This is a genomic window from Microbispora sp. NBC_01389 (genome assembly GCF_045040095.1).
Classification (GTDB): domain Bacteria; phylum Actinomycetota; class Actinomycetes; order Streptosporangiales; family Streptosporangiaceae; genus Microbispora.
Genome location: NZ_CP109552.1, coordinates 4906555 through 4926383 on the forward strand (window position 1 = coordinate 4906555; position 19829 = coordinate 4926383).

Annotated in this window: 22 protein-coding genes; 10 read left to right on the forward strand and 12 right to left on the reverse strand. The window is 73.6% G+C overall.

Going from position 1 to position 19829, the window contains the following annotated elements:
• Positions 1-105: 105 nt before the first annotated feature.
• The 4 genes from cmk (at position 106) to OG344_RS22225 (ending at position 4189) form a co-directional block, all read left to right on the forward strand.
• A complete protein-coding gene (cmk, locus tag OG344_RS22210; RefSeq protein ID WP_405089144.1) occupies positions 106-753 on the forward strand; it encodes a (d)CMP kinase in 648 nt (215 codons plus the stop codon).
• 15 nt (positions 754-768) lie between these two features.
• Positions 769-2187 carry a ribosome biogenesis GTPase Der gene (gene der / locus OG344_RS22215; protein WP_405084709.1) on the forward strand — a complete coding sequence of 473 codons (1419 nt, stop codon included), beginning with the start codon at positions 769-771 and terminating at the stop codon, positions 2185-2187.
• 116 nt (positions 2188-2303) lie between these two features.
• Positions 2304-3551 carry a sensor histidine kinase gene (locus OG344_RS22220; RefSeq protein ID WP_405084710.1) on the forward strand — a complete coding sequence of 416 codons (1248 nt, stop codon included), beginning with the start codon at positions 2304-2306 and terminating at the stop codon, positions 3549-3551.
• On the forward strand, positions 3542-4189 hold the full coding sequence (locus tag OG344_RS22225) for a response regulator transcription factor (RefSeq protein ID WP_150933197.1): 648 nt from the start codon (positions 3542-3544) through the stop codon (positions 4187-4189). The genes OG344_RS22220 and OG344_RS22225 overlap by 10 nt, the downstream gene beginning before the upstream one ends.
• 96 nt (positions 4190-4285) lie before the next feature.
• On the opposite strand, the gene OG344_RS22230 is transcribed toward OG344_RS22225, so the two are convergent.
• The 3 genes from OG344_RS22230 to OG344_RS22240 all read right to left on the reverse strand — a co-directional run bounded on the left by OG344_RS22230 (position 4286) and on the right by OG344_RS22240 (position 7346).
• A complete protein-coding gene (locus OG344_RS22230) occupies positions 4286-6304 on the reverse strand; it encodes a multicopper oxidase family protein (protein ID WP_405084711.1) in 2019 nt (672 codons plus the stop codon).
• Positions 6301-6753 (reverse strand): DUF6220 domain-containing protein, encoded by a 453-nt coding sequence (locus OG344_RS22235; RefSeq protein ID WP_327045230.1) that lies wholly within the window; start codon positions 6751-6753, stop codon positions 6301-6303. Before OG344_RS22235 ends, OG344_RS22230 begins: the two co-directional genes overlap by 4 nt.
• A gap of 176 nt (positions 6754-6929) precedes the next feature.
• The gene (locus tag OG344_RS22240; RefSeq protein WP_327045231.1) at positions 6930-7346 is read right to left on the reverse strand and encodes a cupin domain-containing protein; all 417 of its coding nucleotides are present in this window, start codon (positions 7344-7346) and stop codon (positions 6930-6932) included.
• A gap of 61 nt (positions 7347-7407) precedes the next feature.
• On the opposite strand from OG344_RS22240, the gene OG344_RS22245 reads away from it, so the two are divergent.
• Positions 7408-7878 (forward strand): MarR family winged helix-turn-helix transcriptional regulator, encoded by a 471-nt coding sequence (locus OG344_RS22245; RefSeq protein WP_405084712.1) that lies wholly within the window; start codon positions 7408-7410, stop codon positions 7876-7878.
• A gap of 25 nt (positions 7879-7903) precedes the next feature.
• Here OG344_RS22245 and OG344_RS22250 read toward each other — a convergent pair whose 3' ends face one another.
• The 3 genes from OG344_RS22250 to OG344_RS22260 all read right to left on the reverse strand — a co-directional run bounded on the left by OG344_RS22250 (position 7904) and on the right by OG344_RS22260 (position 10679).
• Positions 7904-9442, reverse strand: a complete 1539-nt coding sequence (locus OG344_RS22250; RefSeq protein WP_405084713.1) for an MFS transporter — start codon at positions 9440-9442, stop codon at positions 7904-7906.
• On the reverse strand, positions 9439-10086 hold the full coding sequence (locus OG344_RS22255) for an LppX_LprAFG lipoprotein (protein ID WP_405084714.1): 648 nt from the start codon (positions 10084-10086) through the stop codon (positions 9439-9441). Before OG344_RS22255 ends, OG344_RS22250 begins: the two co-directional genes overlap by 4 nt.
• Positions 10087-10196: 110 nt before the next feature.
• Positions 10197-10679 carry a MarR family transcriptional regulator gene (locus OG344_RS22260; protein WP_327045235.1) on the reverse strand — a complete coding sequence of 161 codons (483 nt, stop codon included), beginning with the start codon at positions 10677-10679 and terminating at the stop codon, positions 10197-10199.
• A 39-nt stretch (positions 10680-10718) separates the two neighbouring features.
• Here OG344_RS22260 and OG344_RS22265 point away from each other — a divergent pair, with 39 nt between their 5' ends.
• Positions 10719-11660 (forward strand): cation diffusion facilitator family transporter, encoded by a 942-nt coding sequence (locus OG344_RS22265; protein ID WP_405084715.1) that lies wholly within the window; start codon positions 10719-10721, stop codon positions 11658-11660.
• Here the strand turns inward: OG344_RS22265 and OG344_RS22270 are convergent.
• Complete coding sequence (locus tag OG344_RS22270; RefSeq protein ID WP_327045237.1) at positions 11640-12287, reverse strand: phosphopantetheinyl transferase-like protein; 648 nt, start codon at positions 12285-12287, stop codon at positions 11640-11642. The two genes, OG344_RS22265 and OG344_RS22270, sit on opposite strands and share 21 nt — an antisense overlap.
• Positions 12288-12436: 149 nt before the next feature.
• On the reverse strand, positions 12437-13831 hold the full coding sequence (locus OG344_RS22275) for an aminopeptidase P family protein (RefSeq protein ID WP_405084716.1): 1395 nt from the start codon (positions 13829-13831) through the stop codon (positions 12437-12439).
• 163 nt (positions 13832-13994) lie between these two features.
• Between OG344_RS22275 and OG344_RS22280 the strand changes: the two genes are divergently transcribed.
• Positions 13995-14423, forward strand: a complete 429-nt coding sequence (locus OG344_RS22280; RefSeq protein ID WP_405084717.1) for a CBS domain-containing protein — start codon at positions 13995-13997, stop codon at positions 14421-14423.
• Between the two features lie 80 nt (positions 14424-14503).
• The gene (locus OG344_RS22285) at positions 14504-14758 is read left to right on the forward strand and encodes a Smr/MutS family protein (protein ID WP_405084718.1); all 255 of its coding nucleotides are present in this window, start codon (positions 14504-14506) and stop codon (positions 14756-14758) included.
• Between the two features lie 38 nt (positions 14759-14796).
• On the opposite strand, the gene dhaM is transcribed toward OG344_RS22285, so the two are convergent.
• The 3 genes from dhaM to dhaK all read right to left on the reverse strand — a co-directional run bounded on the left by dhaM (position 14797) and on the right by dhaK (position 17020).
• The gene (dhaM, locus tag OG344_RS22290) at positions 14797-15171 is read right to left on the reverse strand and encodes a dihydroxyacetone kinase phosphoryl donor subunit DhaM (protein ID WP_405084719.1); all 375 of its coding nucleotides are present in this window, start codon (positions 15169-15171) and stop codon (positions 14797-14799) included.
• A gap of 73 nt (positions 15172-15244) precedes the next feature.
• The gene (gene dhaL / locus OG344_RS22295) at positions 15245-15871 is read right to left on the reverse strand and encodes a dihydroxyacetone kinase subunit DhaL (protein WP_405084720.1); all 627 of its coding nucleotides are present in this window, start codon (positions 15869-15871) and stop codon (positions 15245-15247) included.
• A 156-nt stretch (positions 15872-16027) separates the two neighbouring features.
• Complete coding sequence (gene dhaK, locus OG344_RS22300) at positions 16028-17020, reverse strand: dihydroxyacetone kinase subunit DhaK (RefSeq protein WP_405084721.1); 993 nt, start codon at positions 17018-17020, stop codon at positions 16028-16030.
• Positions 17021-17219: 199 nt separating this feature from the next.
• Here dhaK and OG344_RS22305 point away from each other — a divergent pair, with 199 nt between their 5' ends.
• Entirely contained in the window at positions 17220-17378 is a 159-nt protein-coding gene (locus OG344_RS22305; RefSeq protein ID WP_327045251.1) for a hypothetical protein, read from the forward strand.
• A complete protein-coding gene (locus OG344_RS22310) occupies positions 17375-19171 on the forward strand; it encodes a thiamine pyrophosphate-binding protein (protein WP_405084722.1) in 1797 nt (598 codons plus the stop codon). Before OG344_RS22305 ends, OG344_RS22310 begins: the two co-directional genes overlap by 4 nt.
• An 18-nt stretch (positions 19172-19189) precedes the next feature.
• Here the strand turns inward: OG344_RS22310 and OG344_RS22315 are convergent, their stop codons facing one another.
• Positions 19190-19828, reverse strand: a complete 639-nt coding sequence (locus tag OG344_RS22315; protein ID WP_405084723.1) for a lanthionine synthetase LanC family protein — start codon at positions 19826-19828, stop codon at positions 19190-19192.
• Between the last annotated feature and the right edge of the window lies 1 nt (position 19829).

Below are 19829 nucleotides of genomic sequence, written 5' to 3' on the forward strand. Positions count from 1 at the left end.
CCTGAGCCCGGCCGCCGATGCAAGCTTTCCGGCGGTATCCCGGTAGCCTCGGTGACGACGATTCCGAAGGATAAGGAGAGACCGGTGTCGGGTCTGGTCGTCGCGATGGACGGTCCCTCGGGGTCGGGCAAGTCGAGCGCGTCGCGGGGCGTCGCGCGGGCCCTCGGCCTGCGCTACCTCGACACGGGCGCCATGTACCGGGCGGTCACATGGTGGATGCTCCAGCGGGGCGTGGACCTGGAGGACCCGGCGGCGATCGCCGCGAGGTCGGCCGAGCCCGCGCTGACGATGACCATCGACCCGGACGCGCCGGGTGTCGCCGTCGACGGCGTCGCCGTCAACGGGCCGATCCGCGGCACTGAGGTCACCGGCGCGGTGTCGGTCGTGAGCGCGGTGCCCGAGGTGCGCCGCCGGCTCGTGGACCTGCAGCGAGAGATCATCGCGGGTTCCCTGCCGGACGGGGGGATCGTGGTCGAGGGCCGCGATATCGGCACCGTGGTCGCGCCGGACGCGCCGGTCAAGATCTACCTCACCGCGAGCGCCGAGGCACGCGCGCTGCGCCGTACGGCGGAGCTGGAGGGGACGAGCGTGGAGACGCAGCGGGCCGCGATGGCCCGCCGCGACACTCTCGACTCGACGCGCAAGGCCGATCCGCTGGCGAAGGCCGCGGACGCGGTGGAGCTCGACACCACGCCGCTGGACCTGGACGAGGTCATCGCCGAGGTGCTCCGGATCGTCAAGGAGCGGGTCTGACGGATGAGGCAGGGTATGGACGTGACGGTGGAGTACGACGAGGACGAGGGCGGCTGGATCGAGGCCGAGCTCGCCGAGCTGTCCGCCGATGAGGCGGAGCGGGAGCCCGACGCGGGCCCGCTGCCGGTCGTCGCCGTGGTGGGGCGCCCCAACGTCGGCAAGTCGACGCTGGTCAACCGCATCATCGGCCGTCGTGAGGCGGTCGTGGAGGACGTGCCGGGGGTGACCCGCGACCGGGTCACCTACGAGGCCACCTGGCGGGGCAGGCGGTTCACGCTGGTGGACACCGGCGGCTGGGACCCGGACGCGACCGGCATGGCGTTGCGCATCGCCGAGCAGGCGCAGATCGCGGCCGAGCTGGCCGATGTGATCCTTTTCGTGGTGGACGCGAGCGTCGGGGCCACCGACTCCGACGAGACCGTCGGGGCGGTCCTGCGCCGCTCGGGCAAGCCGGTCGTGCTGGCCGCCAACAAGGTCGACAACCAGCAGATGGAGCTGGAGGCGACCGGGCTGTGGTCGCTCGGATTGGGCGAGCCGTACCCGGTCTCGGCCCTGCACGGCCGCGCCAGCGGCGACCTGCTCGACGTGGTGCTCGACGCGCTGCCGGAGACGCCGCCGCAGACGTTCGGCGACCGGCGCGGCCCGCGCCGGATCGCGCTGCTCGGCAAGCCCAACGTGGGCAAGTCGTCACTGCTCAACAAGGTCGCCGGCGAGGAGCGGGTGCTGGTCGACCCGATGGCCGGCACCACCCGCGACCCGGTGGACGAGCTGGTCGAGCTGGGCGGCCGGACGTACCGGTTCATCGACACCGCCGGCATCCGGCGGCGCGACCGCGAGCTGAAGGGCGCGGACTTCTACGCGGCGATGCGCACCCGGGCCGCGCTGGAGCGGGCGGAGGTCGCGGTCGTGCTGATCGACGCCTCCGACGTGCTGACCGAGCAGGACCTGCGGATCATCGGCCTGGTCATCGAGTCGGGCCGGGCGATGGTGGTCGCGTTCAACAAGTGGGACCTGGTCGACGAGGACCGGCGTTACTACCTGGAGAAGGAGATCGACCGGCAGCTCGTCCGCACGCCCTGGGCGCTGCGGGTGAACATCTCGGCGAAGACCGGCCGTCACGTCGAGAAGCTCACCCCGGCCATCGAGCGGGCGCTGGAGTCGTGGGGCACGCGGGTGCCGACGGCCCGGCTCAACCAGTTCCTCACCGAGCTGGTGCAGGCCACGCCGCCGCCGGTGCGCGGGGGAAGGCAGCCGAAGATCCTGTTCGCCACCCAGGCCTCGACCGAGCCGCCGAAGTTCGTGCTGTTCACCTCGGCGTTCCTGGAGGAGACCTACCGCCGCTTCCTCGAGCGCCGCATCCGGGAGGAGTTCGGCTTCGCCGGCTCCCCGATCGACGTCACGATGAAGATCCGGGAGAAGCGCAAGAAGAAGTAACCCCCCGGCCGCATCCCCGGCGGCCCGGCCGTGGGGGGATGGTAGGGCAGGCCCTACCCCCGGGACTGCCGCCCACAGGATAGATCATCGGTGCCCGGGTCAATAGCGTTGGGGGCATGCGCCGACTTCTCTCCCGTCTGGCCGGTGACACGGTCTACGTCCTCATAGGTTTTCCGCTCGCGACGATCACGTTCGTCCTCACCGTGGGCGGCCTGTCCGCCGGTGCGGGCCTGCTGGTGGTCTGGCTGGGCGTGCCGGTCCTCGCGCTCACCCTCCTCCTGACCAGGGGGATGGGTGACGTCGAACGGTTGCGCATGCGGCCGGTCCTGGGCCGGGAACTGCCCCGGCCGCGCTATCCGCGCGCACCGGAGGGCGCGGGCATCCTGCGCCGCACGGTCACGCCGCTCGCCGGGGGCCAGCCCTGGCTCGACGCGCTGCACGCCCTGCTGGCCTTCCCGGTCGCGGTCGCCGCGTTCTGCGTGACCGTCACCTGGTGGGCCGTGTCGATCTCCGGGCTGACCTACCCCCTGTACGGATGGGTCTTCTCGAACATCCCAGACAACCACCAGCTGCCCGAACTGCTCGGGCTCGGCCGCGGCTACGCCGTGGACAGCGCCTTCTATCTGGGCCTGGGCGCCCTGTTCGCGCTCACGCTCTACCCGGTCGTCCGGTCCTGTGCGCTGATCCAGGCGTCGCTCGGCCGGGCGCTGCTGACCGGCGTCGCCGAGCTGCAGGAGCGCATCGAGGACCTGACCGAGGGCCGCAATGCCGCCGCCCACGCGGAGGCGGACGCGCTGCGCCGCCTGGAGCGGGACATTCACGACGGTCCCCAGCAGCGCCTGGTCCACCTGGCCATGGAGCTGTCGCGGGCGCAGCGGGAGCTGAAGCGGGACGCGACCGCCGCGCACGAGACGATCGGCAAGGCCATCGGCGCCACCCGGGAGACGCTCGACGAGCTGCGGGCGCTGTCCCGCGGCATCGCCCCGCCGATCCTCGCCGACCGCGGACTCGCCCCCGCGCTCGCCGCCCTCGCCGGCCGCTGCACGGTGCCGGTGGAGCTGGACGTCCAGACGACCGAGCGGTATCCCGCCCTGATCGAGAACACGGTCTACTTCGTCACCGCCGAGGCCCTGACCAACGTGGCCAAACACAGCCGGGCGACGTCCTGCATGGTCGGGCTGACCCGGATCGGGGACGTCCTGCTGCTCACGATCGGGGATGATGGGGTCGGCGGCGCTCACGTCGCCAAGGGACACGGCCTGTCCGGCCTGGCCGACCGCCTGCGGGCGGTCGACGGCGAGCTCACGGTGCGCTCGCCCGCCGGAGGACCGACCTCGATCACGGCGGAGGTTCAGTGCGCGTAGTGGTGGCCGACGACGCCGTCCTCATCAGGGAGGGGCTCGTCCGCCTGCTGGAGGAGTTCGGCTGCGAGGTCGTCGAGACGGCCGGAACGGGGGAGGGGCTGGTCGAGGCCGTCGTCGCCCACCGGCCGGACGTCTCGGTGGTGGACGTCCGGATGCCGCCGTCGTTCACCGACGAGGGCCTGCGGGCCGCGGTCGAGGCGCGGGAGAAGGTGCCGGGCGCGCCGGTGCTGATCCTGTCGCAGTACGTCGAGGTGTCGTACGCCGACGACCTGCTGGCCGACGCGCGGGGAGCGGTCGGCTACCTGCTGAAGGATCGGGTGGTGGACGTCGAGGAGTTCATGGACGGGCTGCGCCGGGTCGCCGCCGGGGGGACGGTCTTCGACCCGCAGGTCGTCGCCCAGCTGATGGTGCGGCGGCGCCGGGACGACCCGCTGGCCTCGCTGACGCCGCGCGAGCGGGAGGTCCTCGGACTGATGGCCGAGGGCAGGTCGAACCCCGCGATCGCCCGCCGTCTCGTCGTCACCGAGGGCGCGGTGGAAAAGCACATCCGCGGCATCTTCGCCAAGCTCGGCCTGCACGCCGAGGACGGCGACCAGCACCGCCGCGTCCTGGCGGTGCTGGCCTACCTGCGGTCCTGACGGCACGCCGCCCGGGCCGCCGCCCGGGCGGGTCGAGGACCCGGCGCGGGGTGAGGGCGCGCGGGGCAGGACGGCACGGGGTCGGGCGGGCGGGAGTCAGGCCGGGTGGTTGCCGTTCGTCATGTCGTACGGTGTGGTGACCCCCTCGTACGCGAGATGGAACTCCATCCCCTGCGCGGCGTGCGCGAGATCGTGACAGTGGGACATCCACACGCCGGGGTTGTCCGCCACGAGGGCGACCTCCCAGACCTCGCCGGGGGCGACGTCGAAGGTGTCCATCGGCAGCCCGGTCGCCAGCACGCCGTTCCGGGACAGGATCCGCACGTGATGGCCGTGCGGATGCATCGGGTGGGTGTCCGTGCCCCGGTTCACCACCCGGATCCTGACGGTCTCCCCCTGCCGGACGACCGGCGTGGGGATGTTCGGCCACGCCTTGCCGTTCACCGTCTGGGCGAGTCTCGGCAGGCCGCCGGAGACGGCGAGCGTCTTGTCCAGCACCCAGGTCGTCTCCCGGTCGAACCGGGCGGGCAGGGCGGCGGGCGTGCCGTACCGGGTGATGTCCACGATCGGCCCGGCCGCGGGCGGAGGCGTCGCCGGTCCGTTGACCAGCAGCGCGGGCCGGTTTCCCGCCGTCAGCAGCACCGGCCCGGAGGGCACGGTGAAGGTGAGGTCGTAGCGCCCGCCCGCCGCGAGGTGCAGGCGCGCGCCGTCGAGGTCCGTCGCCCCCGGCACGTCCCCGCCGTCCACCGCCGCGATCCGGTACGGCGCGCCGCTCAGGCCGAGGACCACGGGCTGGGTGTCGGTGTTCACCACCCGCAGTCGCGTACGGGCGCCGGGCGGAAGCGGGAGATGGGTAAGCAGGTCGGACGGCGCGGCGCCGTCCACCGACAGCGTCGGGCGCGAGCCGAAGGTGTGCAGCGCGAGCACGTGGTCCTCGCTCTCCGGCACGGGGGTCGCCGGGTCGACGACCAGCAGGCCGAACAGCCCGCGCGGCACGGCGACGCTGGAGTTCTGGTGGCTGTGGTACCAGTACGTGCCGGCGTCCTCGGCGCGGAACCGGTAGACGTGGGTCTGGCCGGGCCAGACCGCGTCCTGGGTCACGCCGGGCACGCCGTCCTCGGCGGCCGGTACGTCGTACCCGTGCCAGTGGATCGTGACGCCCTGCCCGGTGCCCGCCTGTTCGGCGCTTTCCCGCACCGGCAGCCGGTTGCGCAGGACGACCTCGACCAGGTCGCCCTGCCGCACCCGCAGCACCGGCCCGGGCACCTGCCCGTTGAACGACCACGCCTCGGCGCCGCCGCCGGACGGCAGCCGTACGGTGGCGGGCTGGGCGGTGAGCGTGAAGCGGCGGATCCGCTCCCTGGCCCCGGCCGGGCCGCCCGCCGCGGCGGGGGCGGGGCCGCGCAGCAGGTCGACGGAGACACCGCGCCCGCCCGCGTCGTGCCCGCCCGCGTCGTGCTCGGAGTGGAGGTGGCCGCTCGGCCACCCGCCGCCGATCGTGAGGGCGAGCGCGAGGGCGAGCACGCAGGTTCCCGCCGCCTGCCAGGCGTGCCGGGGAGAGCGGGCCGGGCCGAGCAGCCGCCACGTCGCGGCGGACGCCGCGGCGAACAGCGCGAGCACCGCCGCCGCGCCTCCGGCCGTGACCGGATAGGAGATCACGACCGCGCAGGCGATCCCGGCCACCGCGCCGTACGCCGTCACCAGCAGGGGGAACGCGACGATCCGGGCCGAGCCGGCCGGGATGCCGGCCGGGATGCCGGCCGGGATGTCTGCCGGGAAGTCACTCGGGGAGCCGGTCGCCGTGCCGCGCAGCAGGCGGGGCAGGCTGACGGCGGCCGACACGAGCGCGGGCACGACGACCAGGGGCAGCGCCAGGGCGACCTTCTCGGCCACGAACCACCAGCCCGCTCCGGCCAGGCCGGCGGTGACGGCGACCCGGAGCGCGGTCACGACGATCGCCGCGGCGCACGACGCCGCGGCGATCAGGCGGGTCCGCCGCCCGGCCGCGGCGGGCTGCCGGAGGCCGGTCAGGGCGATCCCGGCGGTCGCGGCCCAGGCGGCCGCGACCAGGACGAAGAGGATCTGATCGAGAGCGATCAGCCGAGCGATGGTCACGCCGCGGCGTGCGCCGGGACCGCGGCGGTGCTCTTCGTGAGGGCGTGGGCCCGCCGCACGAGGACGACGGCGGCGGCGAGGATCGCCACGCCGTCGAGGGCGTGGAAGCCCAGGACGAACAGGCCGGCGGTCGTCGTGGCGGTCTCCGACGCCCCGGCGAGCTCGGCCAGCGGGAAGATCACGAACAACTGCACGGCCACCAGCACGAACGGAACGATCGCCAGGCCCGCCGTCCGGCCGCCTGCGCGGGCGGCGAGGGCCGCGATGGCGGTCACCAGCGAGACGAGCGGGATGACCATCGTGCCGTTCATGGCGTGGTAGCCGATGGCGGCGCCCGGGTCGCCCGGCGCCGGATACGGCCGCTCGAACGCGCCGAACGTGGCGAGGTAGAACTGGGCGAGCACGGCGACGAGTTGCACGACGGCGAGACCGAAGAACACCTTGCGCATTGTGGGGCCTCCTGTGAGGTACGGGCGGAGCCCCGGGGGTTCTGCGGGGCGGCGAGCGCCGGAAAGGTACGCGGCCATGGTGGACCCGTGGGTGTCCCGGGCGCCCGGGACACCCGTCCCGCCCCGCCGGGAAGTTACGCGAGGCGCGGCGAGTCGCGGCCGGATGGGGCGGGTGGTCAGCGCATCCAGGGCGGGACGATCCGGTCGGTGCCCTTGGGCGCGAGGTCGCAGGCGTCCTCGGCGGTGACCCCGCCGGGAACGTAGACCTCGGCGCCCGCCGGGGCGACGGCGATCGCGCTGAAGCCGGACTCCGCGTCGCTGTGCACCCTGCGGCTAAGGTCGGCCGGCAGGACGATCGTGTCCCCCGCTCCGACGCCGAAGGTCTCGCCGTCGAGGTCGACGGTCGCGCCGCCGGACAGGAAGGTCCACACCTGCTCCCTGTCGCAGGAGTGCAGGGGCCCGCTGTTGCCCGCGGGCATGTCCACACGCCACACGGCGTGCGCCGCCCCGCCCTGCGTCGGGGAGGCGAGGGTGGTCATGACGCCGTTCGGCGTGGTGCTCCGGCGGCTGTCGGCGGAGTGGATGACAGACATCGGTGACGTCTCCTAGAATAGACAACGTTGTTGTCCTTAATAGTGAACCAGGTTGTCTATCGTGTCAATCGACCCACCCGGATTCGAGCTGCCGCTGCGGCTCTTCCTGGGATTTCGCGTGCTCATCGACGACCTGCACGCGGAGCTGGCCCGTCAGGGGCATCCGCACTCCCGGCCCATGCACGGATTCGTCCTGCAGGCGATCGGCGTCGAGGGCACGACCGCCGTGGACCTCGGCCGTACGCTCGGCGTCAGCAAGCAGGCGGCGGGCAAGACCATCGACACGCTGGAGCGCCTGGGCTACGTGGAGCGCGCCCGCGACGCCCGCGACACGCGCCGCAAGATCGTGCGGCTCACGCCGGCGGGCGTCGACCTGCTGGCCCGCTCGGCCCGCATCTTCGACGATCTGCGGGCCCGCTGGGCCGCGATCATCGGCCCGGAACGGCTCAGGGAGCTGGAAGCAGACCTGCGCAGGGTCACGCCCGCGGACGTCTTCCGTCTCGACGTGCCCGGCTGGTTCGGCGCCTCCTGACCCACTGCCGGGCTTGCGGGCCGGCTCAGTTCGCGGAACGCCGGGGGAGGGCGAGGGCGGCGACCGCACCCAGCAGGCACAGCCCGCAGGTGATCAGGAAGATCTCGGTGTACTCCGCGTGCAGCGCCGCCCGGACCTTCGCGGTGTAGCCGGCGAGCCTCCGGGCGTACTCGCCCGCGTCCACGCCGAACGGCAGCGGCGTGTCGAGATGCGCGGTGAGCGACTGGAACCGGTGGAAGCCCCACGCCGAGAGCGCGGCGACGCCCAGCAGCATGCCCATCATCCGGGCCACCACGACCGCCGCCGACACGACGCCGTGCCGTGCCGCCGGGACCACGCGCAGCGCCGCGGAGGAGACGGGGGCGATCACCACGCCGAGGCCGATGCCGGTCACCACGAGGTCGACGTCCATGCGCACCCCGGCCGAGGCCAGGTCGAGCGGCCAGCGGGAGATCATCCAGTAGCCCGCCGCGGCCAGGGCCATGCCCGCGACGGCCACCGGCCGCTCGCCGAACCGGCGCACCAGGAATCCGCCGAGGAAGGCCGCCACCGCCAGCGCGGCGAGGAACCGGGTGAGCACCAGGGCGCCTCCCACCGCATCGCGGCCGAGCAGCGTCTGTGCGACGAGCTGCACGTCGACCAGCGTGACCAGCAGCGCCGCCCCGGCGAGCAGGCTCACCGCGAGCGTGGCGAGCAGCGGCCCGCGGGGCACGCCCGTCAGGTCGAGCAGGCGGACCGGCGAGCGGATCTCCCACACCACGAACAGCACGGCCGCCACCACTCCGGCGACCACGCACGGCAGCCCCCACGGCGGCAGCACCGTCGCGCCGGGGGAGGGGTTGTAGAGCCCGGCCACCAGCAGGCCGAGCGCCGGCGCCAGCAGCGCCCCGCCCCCCAGATCCAGCCGGGAACCACCCACCCGCGACGCACCCGCCGGTGGGGTGTCCGGCTGTGCGCCGTTCACGGGCGGGCCGTCCGCGTACGGCTCTCGCCCGCCGGGCACCGCCGCCTGCACGGCGACGGCGGCGATCAGCGTGAGCGGGAGGTTGACCCAGAAGACACCGCGCCATCCGGCGAGCGCGGCCAGGCCCGCGCCGTAAAGCGGGCCGAGCACGCTGCCGAGTTCCTGCGCCGCGCCCACGGCGCCGAGCGCCACCGGGCGGGCGCGTTCGTCCCACAGGTCGCCGATGAGGGCCATCGTGATCGGCAGCAGCGCGCCGCCCGCGACCCCCTGGAGCGTACGGCCCGCGACGAGCATCGGGATGCCCGCCGCCAGGGCCGTGAGGAGGGAGCCCGCGGCGAACCCGGCCAGGCACCCGTGGATCAGCGCCCGTCGGCCGTACCGGTCGGACAGCCGGCCCAGCAGGGGCATCGCCGCGACGTATCCGAGCAGGAACCCGGTGACGACCGGGGTCGCCCTCTCCAGGTGGTTGAGCGGCACGCCGACGTCGGCGGCGACGTCCACCAGGATGGTCACGACGACGTACGCGTCGAGCGCGGCGAGCAGCACGGCGGCGCCGCCGACGGCGAGCGCCAGGCGCCGGCGCCGCACGGGGGCGGTCACGGCGTGGGCGGGGTGATGGTCACGGGGGCGTCGTAGTCCGCTAGGGTGACGGCGGCCGAGCCGCCGCCGAGCGGCAGGTCGATCTTGAGCAGGCGACTGGTGGCCTTGTCGATCCAGAGCGTGCCCGCGACCTTCTGCTGGACACCGGGGACCAGCGCGGCCAGCGCGTCCTGCGGCAGGGTGGCGGACAGGCGGTAGGCGGCGGCGTCGCCGACCTTCTCCTCCGCCTGCGTGCGCACGTCCTGGGCGGCCGACAGCAGGCCGGGCACGCCGGTCAGCACGGCGGAGGGGTCGTAGAGCGCCGCGAGCTGCTGCCGGGTCATCGTCTGGTAGCCGCCGGTCGGGCCCTTGAAGTAGACCGTGCCGCCGACGAGCACGAAGTCGATCTCCTGCAGGCCCAGCATCTCGATCTGCACGGTGCCCTTGGCGTCACCCTCCCTGGTGAGGCTGCCCTCGGCGTGCCGTACGGGCACGGCGGGCTTGTCCTTGGTCTCGATCGTGAAGGCGACCGTCCTGACCGCCCGCATCGCCTCGGCCGACCGCTTCATCAGGGCGGGGCCGTCCGGCAGGGCCGTCTCGCTCTTCGCGTCGCAGGCGGTCACGAGCAGGAGGCCGGCCACGACCAGCCCAAGGATTTTTCGCACAGCCGGATCGTAGCGAGCGGGTGGGGGTGGCACGCGTTCCCGCGGGAATCGGTTTGACGCACCAGGTCAGGGGAACTCGGGATCGGTGCAGTTCCCCCGCCACCCCGTCGTCACTGGTCGGCCCGCCGGACGCCGCGGACCCCCTGCAGATGGTCGATGACGGGCGTGTAGATCCGTTCCAGCGTGGAGACCTGTTCGGGAGTCATCAGGTCGATGAAGTGCCGGCGGACGCTGTCGACGTGGTCCGGCGCCACCTGCCTTATCGTCTCCCAGCCCTGGTCGGTCAGGACGGCGAAGGTGCCCCGCCGATCGTCCTCGCACTCTTCACGGGTGACCAGCCCGGCCGCCTCCATCCGGGAGATCTGGTGGGACAGGCGGCTGCGCGACTGGATGGTCGCGTCGGCGAGCTCGCTCATCCGCATACGGCGGCCGGGGCTCTCGGAGAGGTTGACCAGGATCTCGTAGTCGTTCAGCGACAGGCCGCTCCCTTGGAGCTCTCGATCGAGTTGGAGGAAGAGAAGTCGGTGCGCAGCCAGGTGGGCCCGCCACGCGCGTTGCTCGTGCGGGGTCAGCCAGCGGTGGTGGTCGTCCATATCGACCAGCATAAGATCAAGTGAAGGGATGGAGCGGGTATGCCTGACGGCGAGAACGGCGAGAGCCTGGGCACCGTGATGGTAGCGGGCGCGGCCAATCTCGCGATCGCTTCGGCCAAGCTCGTGGCCGGCCTGATCAGCTCCTCCTCGGCGATGCTGTCGGAGGCCGCCCACTCGGCCGCCGACACCGCCACCGAGGTCGTGCTGTTCGCCGCGATCCGGCACGGCGAGCGGCCCGCCGACGCCCGTCACCCCCTCGGGCACGGCCGCGCCGCCTATCTGTGGGCGATCGTGGCGGCCTGCTTCACGCTGGTCGTGGGGGCCGGCTTCTCGCTCACGCACGGCTGGCAGACCATCACCAGGGGAGAGGACCTCGGCGACGTCCGCGTGTCGTACATCGTGCTCGCGGTGTCGTTCGCGATCGAGTCGATCTCCCTCCTGCGGGCCCTGCGCCAACTGCGGGCCGAGGCCCGGCGGTGGCGGGTGAGCCCCGGCCGGCTGCTGGAGCGCACCTCCGACACCATGCTCAAGGCGGTCGTGCTGGAGGACGCGGCCGCCCTGATCGGCATCGCGGTGGCGGCCGTCGGCCTGGTGCTGTCACAGCTCACCGGATCGGCCGTGTGGGACGGCGCCGCGTCGATCGTCATCGGGCTGCTGCTGCTCTGCGTGGCGCTGACCCTGATCAGGACGAACGCCTCGCTGCTGATCGGGCAGGCGCCCCCGGCCGCGCTGCAGGAGAAGATCAAGGCCGTGCTGGCCGAGCAGCCGGAGGTCGAGGGGGTCGTCGAGCTCGCCGCCGTCCTGATGGGCCCCGGCCAGATCCTGGTCGCGGCGAAGATCGACTTCGTGGACGAGACGACGGGGGAGCGGCTGGAGATCGCCGCCGACCAGGTGGAGCGACGGCTCACCGAGCGGTTCCCGGAGATCAAGCAGGTGTTCCTCGACCCCACTCCGGGCCGGTCAGCCGCCGAGGAGGTGTAGCTTGGCCGGCTCGTCGGTGACGGCCGAGGCGATCACGGTGCCGGCCGTCCACTCCAGGAAGTGACGGCCCTGCCACTCCAGCGCCACCGTCAGCCCGTCCACCAGCGGCAGGGCCGACAGGTCCGCCTCGCGCAACCGGCCGAGCGTCAGTTCACCCCGCTTGACCAGGGCCTCCTTGCGGACCCACTGACGGATGAGGCCGCGGTTGTCGTCGCCCACCAGCTTCGCCTCGGCGGGGGTCAGCGCGAGTGCCACGAGGTTCTCGTCGGCGGGGCCGCCCGTGACGTGCTCGGCGTCCACGCCGACCCGGCCGTACCCGGCGACCGCGCAGACGTATCCCGAGGTGTGCGTGAGGCTGATCGACACGTCGGGGGCCTCGGCCAGCCAGGGCCGCCCGTGCGCCTGCCCGCACTCCTCGCAGCGCTGCACCACGGTCAGCATGCGGGCCCGCGTGCCGAGCAGTTCGGCGGCGCAGTGCCGTACGAGCAGGTGGGCGGCGACGAAGTCGCGGCGGTCCCCGCTGCGGGTGAAGCGTTCGGCGCGTTCGCGCTCGGCCGGCGTCAGGGTGCCGCCGACGAGTTCGAGCACGTCGTCGGTGTGGCCGGCCACGGCCAGTGGAGGGCGCACAACGTCACTGTAGGACAGCGATGTGACGATCAAGTGAACTGGTGGGCTCCTACCGGATGCCGAGGCGCTCACCCGGCCGGGGCCACCCCGTGCGCCGGGCCTCGCCCGCGCTCACCCGGCCCGCCCGGGTGGCCGTCCGCGCCCCGGCCTCACCCGGCGAGCGCGGACATCCAGTCCTCGATCTCGTCCGCGCGGCGCGGCAGCGCGGCCGACATCAACCGGGCGCCGTCGGACGTGATCACCAGGTCGTCCTCGATGCGGACGCCGATCCCGCGCAGCTCCGGCGGCAGCGTCAGGTCGTCGGGCTGGAGATAGAGCCCCGGCTCGATGGTCAGCACCTGGCCCTCCTCCAGCACGCCGTCGAGGTAACTCTCCGCCCGCGCCCGTGCGCAGTCGTGCACGTCGAGGCCGAGCATGTGGCCGCTGCTGCACAACGTGTAGCGCCGGTGCAGCCCCGCGCCGGCCTGCGCCCGCGTGAGCAGCCCCCACTCGACCAGGCCGTCGGAGATGACCCGCATCGCGGTCTCGTGGAAGTCGCGGAAGCGCGCCCCCGGGCGCAGCTCGGCGATGGCCGCCGTCTGCGCCTCGTACACCAGGTCGTACACCTGCCGCTGCACCGGGCCGAACCGGCCCGACAGCGGCAGCGTGCGGGTGACGTCGGCCGTGTAGAGGTTGTCGCCCTCGACCCCGGCGTCGAGCAGGAGCATCTCGGCGGGGTCGAGCCGCCCGTCGTTGCGGATCCAGTGCAGCACGCAGGCGTGCGCCCCCGAGGCCACGATGGACTGGTAGCCCACCGCGTTGCCCTCCAGTCGCGAGCGCAGCCCGAAGACGCCCTCGACGTACCGCTCACCGCGCGGGTGCGCGACGGCCGCGGGCAGCGCGCGCACGACGTCCTCGAACCCGCGCACGGTCGCGTCCACCGCCTGCTGCAACTCCGCGATCTCCCACTCGTCCTTGACCAGCCGCAGCTCCGCCAGGACCGCGGCGAGTTCGGCGTCGCCGTCCGCGGGGGAGACCAGCGCGTCGACCGAGGCGTCCACCCCGCGCAGCACCCGGGCCGGGCCGCGCAGCGCCGACGGCAGGTCGTCGATGGGCGCGCACTCGATCTGGTACGCCGCCTCGGCCTCGGCGAGGCCGGGCCGGCGGCCCACCCAGAAGTCGCCGTACCGCCGGTCGCGGTAGAACTCCTGCGACCCGGCGCGGGACGGGCGGGGGCGCAGGAAGAGCCGCGCCTCGCCGGACGGCTCGACGACCAAGACCTCGTCGGGCTCCTGGGCGCCCGTCAGGTACGCGAACGCGCTGTGCGCCCGGAACCGGTGGTCGTCGTCGTTGCTGCGCGCGAGCAGGGTGCCCGAGGGGACGACCAGCCGCTCGCCGGGCAGCCGCTCGGCGAGCCGCGCCCGCCGCTTGGCCGCGTACGCGGCGACGGGCAGCGGCGCGGGCGCGGTCTCCCCGGCGGCGGCCCAGCCGCCCCGCATGAACTCGTCCAGCGCCGCCGGGATCGGGAGATCGTGACTCCCCGTGTTGAGCTGCCTGCCGGTCATCGATCATCTCCAGGTCACGGCGATATTTGGCCATCGTAGGGGTGTAGGCCCTTGACGAGGGAGGACGGCCGCTGTTGCCTGGGGAAACAGGATGTGCCGTGCCGGGCGGCCGGCGCGGGAGACAGGGGGCGGGTCCCCCGAGTGCCCCTGGAAGGCGGTGTCGATGCTCATCGGGACGATCTTGCAGAGCAAGGGAACAGGCGTGGCGACCGTTCCACCGGACGCGACGGTGTCAGAGCTTCTCGCCCGGCTGGCGGAGCTGAACATCGGTGCGGTGGTGGTGTCGCAGGACGGCCTGTCCATCGACGGCATCGTGTCGGAGCGCGACGTCGTCCGGCGGCTGAACGAGCACGGGGCCGCGCTGCTCGGCCGGCCCGTCTCGTCGATCATGACCCCGGAGGTGCGCACCTGCGGCCCGGACGCCAACGTGGACGATTTGCGCCGCACGATGACCAACCACCGGATCCGGCACGTGCCCGTGGTCCGGGACGGCCGCCTGGCGGGCATCGTCAGCATCGGCGACGTGGTCAAGACCTCGATCCAGGAACTGGAGAGCGAGCGGGAGGCCCTGGTCGGCTACATCAACGGCTGACGGCTCACTCCACGGGGCGGGGCAGCCTTCGGCCGCCTCGCCCCGTGCCTTCGCGCGGGCACCGATCTAGACTGGCTCGGGTGAAGCTGAAGCTGGATCTCCACGACATCTACAACAAGGGCGGCGAGATCGACCGGGCGCTGCACGGCATCATCCAGGAGGCCGTACGCAAGAAGGCGACCCAGGTGGAGATCATCCCTGGCAAGGGATCCGGCCAGCTCAAGAAGAAGGTGCTGCGCTTCCTGGAGAAGAAGGAGATCAAGGCGCTCTACCACCGGATCGACAAGGACGCCAAGAACCACGGCCGCCTGTTCGTCTACTTCCAGTGGAAGTGACAGCGGCCGGCCGCTGAGGGCGGCCGGGGCCGGGGTCGTCAGAGCTTGCGGACGTGCCACGCCTCCTCGGCGGCGGCCAGCACGCCGTCGAGAGACGCTCCGCCGCCCGCGGCCACGACCGCCGAGACGGCGCCCTCCACGAAGGGCACATCGGCGATCACCACCCGGCCGGGGCTCTCCAGCAGCCGGGCGGTCAGCACGGAGCTGCCCAGGTCGGGGATCAGCACGACACCGTCCCCCTGGTCCACCTCCTCGACCGCCGCGCTCACCCGGTCGGGGCTGGTGCCGAGACCACCGTCCTCGGTGCCTCCGGCCGCCGCCAGCGGCACCTTCGCCCCGCCGATCTGCCTGGCCAGCGCGGCCACCTCGGCGGCCAGGCCGCCGCTGTGCGAGATCAGTACGATGCCGACCATTCGTCACTCCTGCCGTCCTGCCTGATCGGAACATGGGCTGAGCACGCCGCGCACCGCCGGCCGCGGCTCCCGGTCATCGGGAGGCGGCGGCCCTGAGCGCGCCGAAGACGAGAGCGGTCGAGGCCGCGCCGGGGTCCTCGTGCCCGGCACTGCGGGGTCCCAGATAGCTCGCCCTGCCCTTGCGCGCCTGCAACGGCAGGGTCGCCCTCGCCCCCTCCGCCGCCGCCGTGGCCGCCGCCTCCAGGGCCTCCTCCTGCTTCAGCCCGTCCCGTACGGCCCGGGACAGCGCCGCGGCGGCGGGGGCGAGGGCGTCGACCATCGTCTTGTCGCCCTCCGCCGCCGAGCCGAGGCGCCGTACACCGGCCAGGGCCGCGTCCACGCCCGCGCTCAGCTCGGCCGTCGCGATGTCGGGGGCCTCGCCGAACGTCTTGCCCATCTCGCGGAAGGCCGTGCCGTAGAGGGGGCCGGAGGCGCCGCCCACCTTGCTGATCAGCGTGGTTCCCACCAGCACGAGGAGCGCGCCGGGGGTCCGCGGCGGGGCGGCGGCCAGCGCCTCGCCGACGGCGGTGAACCCGCGGTCGAGGTTCGTCCCGTGGTCGGCGTCGCCGATCGCGGCGTCCAGTTCGGTGAGGTGGTCGCGCCCGGCCCGTACGGCGGCGGTGATCTCCTCGATCCAGGCGGCGAAGAACTCGGTGTTCACGAAGCGGCTCCCAGGGCGGATCTCAGGGCGGATCTCAGGGCGGATCTCAAGACGGGTTCCGGGACGGACCTCGGGGCGATCTCACAGCGGACCACGGCTTGTTTCCGGGACGCGTTCCGAGGCGGCTCCGGGGCGCACGTCCCGGCCGGAGGGCCGTCAGCGGCCCCAGCGCAGCGCGGGCGTCTCCACCGGCGCGTCCCAGAGGCGGGTGAGCTCGCCGGTCAGCGCGCAGGTCGTCACCATGAAGCCCTGCATGTCGAGGCTGGTCACGTAGTCGCCGACCAGGCTGCGCACGACCGTCGCGCCCTTCTCCCGAAGGTACGCCTCCACCTCGGCGAAGACGACGTACAGCTCGATGAGCGGCGTCCCGCCCATGCCGTTGACCATCACCAGCGTCTCGCCGGACGGCGGCAGGTCGTCGCCGATCGCGTCCACGGCGATGCGGGCGATCTCGCGGGCCTCGCCCAGCGCGGCGCGGCTGCGGCCGGGCTCGCCGTGGATGCCGATGCCGAGCTCGATCTCCGTCTCGCCGAGCTCGAAGGTGGGCCTGCCGGCCGCCGGGACGGTGCAGGGTGTCAGCGCCACACCGAAGGACCGGCTTCGCTCGTTGACCTCCCGGGCCACCCGCGCCACCTCGGCGAGGGGCGCGCCGGTCTCCGCCAGCGCGCCGGCGATCTTCTCCACGAACAGCGTGGCCCCGGTGCCCCGGCGGCCCGCCGTGTAGAGGGAGTCGCGCACGGCCACGTCGTCGTTCACCAGCACGGTGGCGACCTCGACGCCCTCGTCGCCGCTGAGCTCGGCGGCCATCTCGAAGTTGAGCACGTCGCCGGTGTAGTTCTTCACGACGTACAGCACGCCCGCGCCGCCGTCCACGCCCTTGGTGGCCTCGACGAGCTGGTCGGGCACGGGTGAGGTGAAGACCTCCCCGGGGCAGGCCGCGTCGAGCATGCCGTGCCCGACGAACCCGGCGTGCAGGGGCTCGTGCCCGGAGCCGCCGCCGGAGACCAGCCCGACCTTGCCGGGACGGGGGCCCTCCGCGCGGAAGACGACGGCGTTCTCCAGGTCCACGCGGAGCGAGGGGTGGGCGGCGGCCATGCCGCGCAGCGCGTCGGAGACGAGCGAACCGGCGCTGTTGATCAGCTTCTTCACAGACGTCTCCCTCGTGCCTGCTCGTGCTTCCTCGCGAAGTCGCGGGCCCGGCCGGCCCGTTCCCGACCTTCGTCCGGCCGGACCGGCGACGTCAAGGGGCGCGCCCGTACGGCTCCGCTTGTGTAAAGAGCGTCATATGGCGTCCGGGGGGACGGTATAGGAGGATCAGCGGGGGGTGTCCTGACAGTTGGGAGGCGGAATGTCGGTGTTGCGGGATCTGCTGGACGGCACGCGGGGAGGGGGGATCGACGTCCTCGACCTCACCGCGCCGCTGAGCGAGCGGACACCGATCCTCGCCGAGGAAACGCCGATCGCGGGCATCAGCCCGGTCCGCGTGCCGGCGCTGGTGGAGCGGTGAACGTCGCGGAGGCCGTCGGCGCGGTCCTCGCCTCCCTCGGCGTGCGGGCGGCCTTCGGTGTCGTCGGCAGCGGCAACTTCCACGTCACCAACGCGCTCGCCGAGCACGGCGTGCGCTACGTCGCGGCGCGGCACGAGTGCGGCGCCGCCACGATGGCCGACGCCTACGCCCGGATGAGCGGCACGGTCACGATCGTGTCGGTCCACCAGGGGCCCGGCCTGACCAACGCGCTGACCGGCGTCACCGAGGCCGCCAAGAGCCGGACGCCGCTGCTGGTGCTCGCCCCGGAGGCGACCTCGCCCACCTCCAACTTCCGGATCGACCAGGCCGCGCTCGCCGAGGCCGTGGGCGCGCACTGCGCCCGCATCGGGTCGGCCGAGACGGTCCTGGACGACACCGTGATGGCCTTCCTCGCCGCCCTGCTCGGGCGGCGCACCGTGGTGCTCAACCTGCCGCTGGACGTGCAGGCCGAGGAGCTTCCCGAGGAGACCGCCGAGTCCGTACGCGAACTGGTGGCGGGCCGGGGCGGCGCGCACCGCGGCGTGGCGAGCCGCGTCCCCGCGCCCTGGGGGCTCACGTTCCCCAAGGAGCCGTCCCTGGAAACGCCGACCGGAACGCCGACCGGAACGCCGACCGGAACGCCGGCGGAGGAGGGGGAGCCGGAGGGGCTCGCGGCGGAGCCGTCCGACGCGCTCACCCGGTTCGCGCGGCTGCTGGCCGGGGCGAGCCGCCCGGTCTTCGTGGCCGGGCGGGGCGCGAGGGGCGCCCGCCGCGAGCTGGAGGCGCTCGGCGAGCAGGTCGGCGCGCTGTTCGCGACCTCGGCGGTCGCCAAGGGCCACTTCCACGGCAGCCCCTGGGACCTCGACGTCAGCGGCGGGTTCGCAACCCCGCTCGCGGCCGAGCTGATCCGCGACGCCGATCTGGTCGTGGGGTGGGGGTGCTCGTTCACCACGTGGACCACCCGGCACGGCACGCTCATCGGGCCGGAGGCCGCGGTGGTCCAGGTGGACCTCGATCGCGACGCCCTCGGCGTCCACCGCGAGGTGGACCTCGGCGTCGTCGGCGACGTCCGCGAGACCGCGCGGGCGGTCGCCGCCCTGCTCGCCGGGCCCGGGGGGCGGAGCGAGCCCGCGCCCGGCTACCGCACCCCCGAGATCGCCGCGCGGATCGCCCGCGAGGGGCGCTGGCGCGACGTGCCGTACGAGGACACCGGCGCCAGGGGCCGCATCGACCCCCGCACGCTGACGATCGGGCTCGACGACCTGCTCCCGGAGGAGCGCCTGGTGGCCGTCGACTCGGGCAACTTCATGGGTTATCCCTCGATGTTCCTCACCGTGCCCGACGGCAGCGCGTTCTGCTTCACCCAGGCGTTCCAGTCGATCGGGCTGGGCCTCGCCACCGCGATCGGGGCGGCCCTCGCCCGGCCCGACCGCGTGACGGTCGCCGCGCTGGGCGACGGCGGCGCCCTGATGGGCATCGCCGAACTGGAGACGGTCGTACGGCTCGGCCTGCCGATGATGGTCGTCGTCTACGACGACGAGGAGTACGGCGCGGAGGTGCACCACTTCGCCCCGCACGGGCTCCCGGTCGGCGCCGTCACCTTCCCGCCCGTGGACATCGCCGCCATCGGCCGGGGCTTCGGATGCGAGGCGGTGACCGTGCGTACGGAGGAGGACCTGGCCGGCGTCGCCGCCTGGCTGAAGGGCCCGCGCGACAAGCCGCTCGTCGTCCACGCGAAGGTCACCGCCGACACCCCCGCGTGGTGGCTGGAGGAGGCGTTCCGCGGACACTGACAAGCGGCGGGCCGCTCGTCACGGCACGGCGGAAGGGCGGCCCTCTCCCTCGAAGAGGGGCATCCGCGCATGCGCGGGGTCGTTCACCTCGGCGGCCAGCAGGGCCACGCCGATCTCCCCCTTGTAGAGGCTCTCCCGGCGGAACGCGTAGCCCTCGATGGAGGCCGCGGCGCGGTCGGTCAGGGCGCGTGCGCGGGCGAGCCAGACCGGCTCCCCGAGGTGCCGGTGCAGGCAGAGGAGGGCGTAGGCGCGCCCCGCGTAGCCGCAGCAGAGATCGCCGGGCGCCCCGGCCCGGTCCTCGTACGCCGTCCAGGCGGCGCCCCGCGCCAGGTGCTCGAACCGGTCGTCGCCGAGGAGCGCGTGTGCCAGGACCCAGAGGGGGACATGTCCCGCCGCGCCGTTGCACCAGCTCGCGCGCAGGTCGGAGCCCTCCGCGGAGCAGAACGCCACCACGGCGTCGACGATCGTCGACGGCGTCCGGAACCGCTCCAGCAGCGCCGCGGTCCTGGCGTCCACGACGGTGGTCGTCGTGCGGGAGCGCGGGCGGGTCACGCAGTGGTCGCCGTCCTCGTGTTCCATCCGGTCCCGCATGCCGGGGGCGAGCCGGGAGACGGGGACGATGACGACGTCCTCGGGGAGGAGCAGGGAACCGAGCATC

Excerpts from the sequence above, each read along its gene's own strand:
- OG344_RS22265 (WP_405084715.1), top strand. The coding sequence starts at position 10,719 with ATGCCTGACGGCGAGAACGGCGAGAGCCTGGGCACCGTGATGGTAGCG.
- OG344_RS22315 (WP_405084723.1), bottom strand. The coding sequence starts at position 19,828 with ATGCTCGGTTCCCTGCTCCTCCCCGAGGACGTCGTCATCGTCCCCGTC.
- OG344_RS22260 (WP_327045235.1), bottom strand. The coding sequence starts at position 10,679 with ATGGACGACCACCACCGCTGGCTGACCCCGCACGAGCAACGCGCGTGG.
- OG344_RS22240 (WP_327045231.1), bottom strand. The coding sequence starts at position 7,346 with ATGTCTGTCATCCACTCCGCCGACAGCCGCCGGAGCACCACGCCGAAC.
- OG344_RS22275 (WP_405084716.1), bottom strand. The coding sequence starts at position 13,831 with ATGACCGGCAGGCAGCTCAACACGGGGAGTCACGATCTCCCGATCCCG.
- der (WP_405084709.1), top strand. The coding sequence starts at position 769 with ATGGACGTGACGGTGGAGTACGACGAGGACGAGGGCGGCTGGATCGAG.
- OG344_RS22305 (WP_327045251.1), top strand. The coding sequence starts at position 17,220 with ATGTCGGTGTTGCGGGATCTGCTGGACGGCACGCGGGGAGGGGGGATC.
- cmk (WP_405089144.1), top strand. The coding sequence starts at position 106 with ATGGACGGTCCCTCGGGGTCGGGCAAGTCGAGCGCGTCGCGGGGCGTC.
- OG344_RS22235 (WP_327045230.1), bottom strand. The coding sequence starts at position 6,753 with ATGCGCAAGGTGTTCTTCGGTCTCGCCGTCGTGCAACTCGTCGCCGTG.
- dhaM (WP_405084719.1), bottom strand. The coding sequence starts at position 15,171 with ATGGTCGGCATCGTACTGATCTCGCACAGCGGCGGCCTGGCCGCCGAG.
- OG344_RS22220 (WP_405084710.1), top strand. The coding sequence starts at position 2,304 with ATGCGCCGACTTCTCTCCCGTCTGGCCGGTGACACGGTCTACGTCCTC.
- OG344_RS22280 (WP_405084717.1), top strand. The coding sequence starts at position 13,995 with ATGCTCATCGGGACGATCTTGCAGAGCAAGGGAACAGGCGTGGCGACC.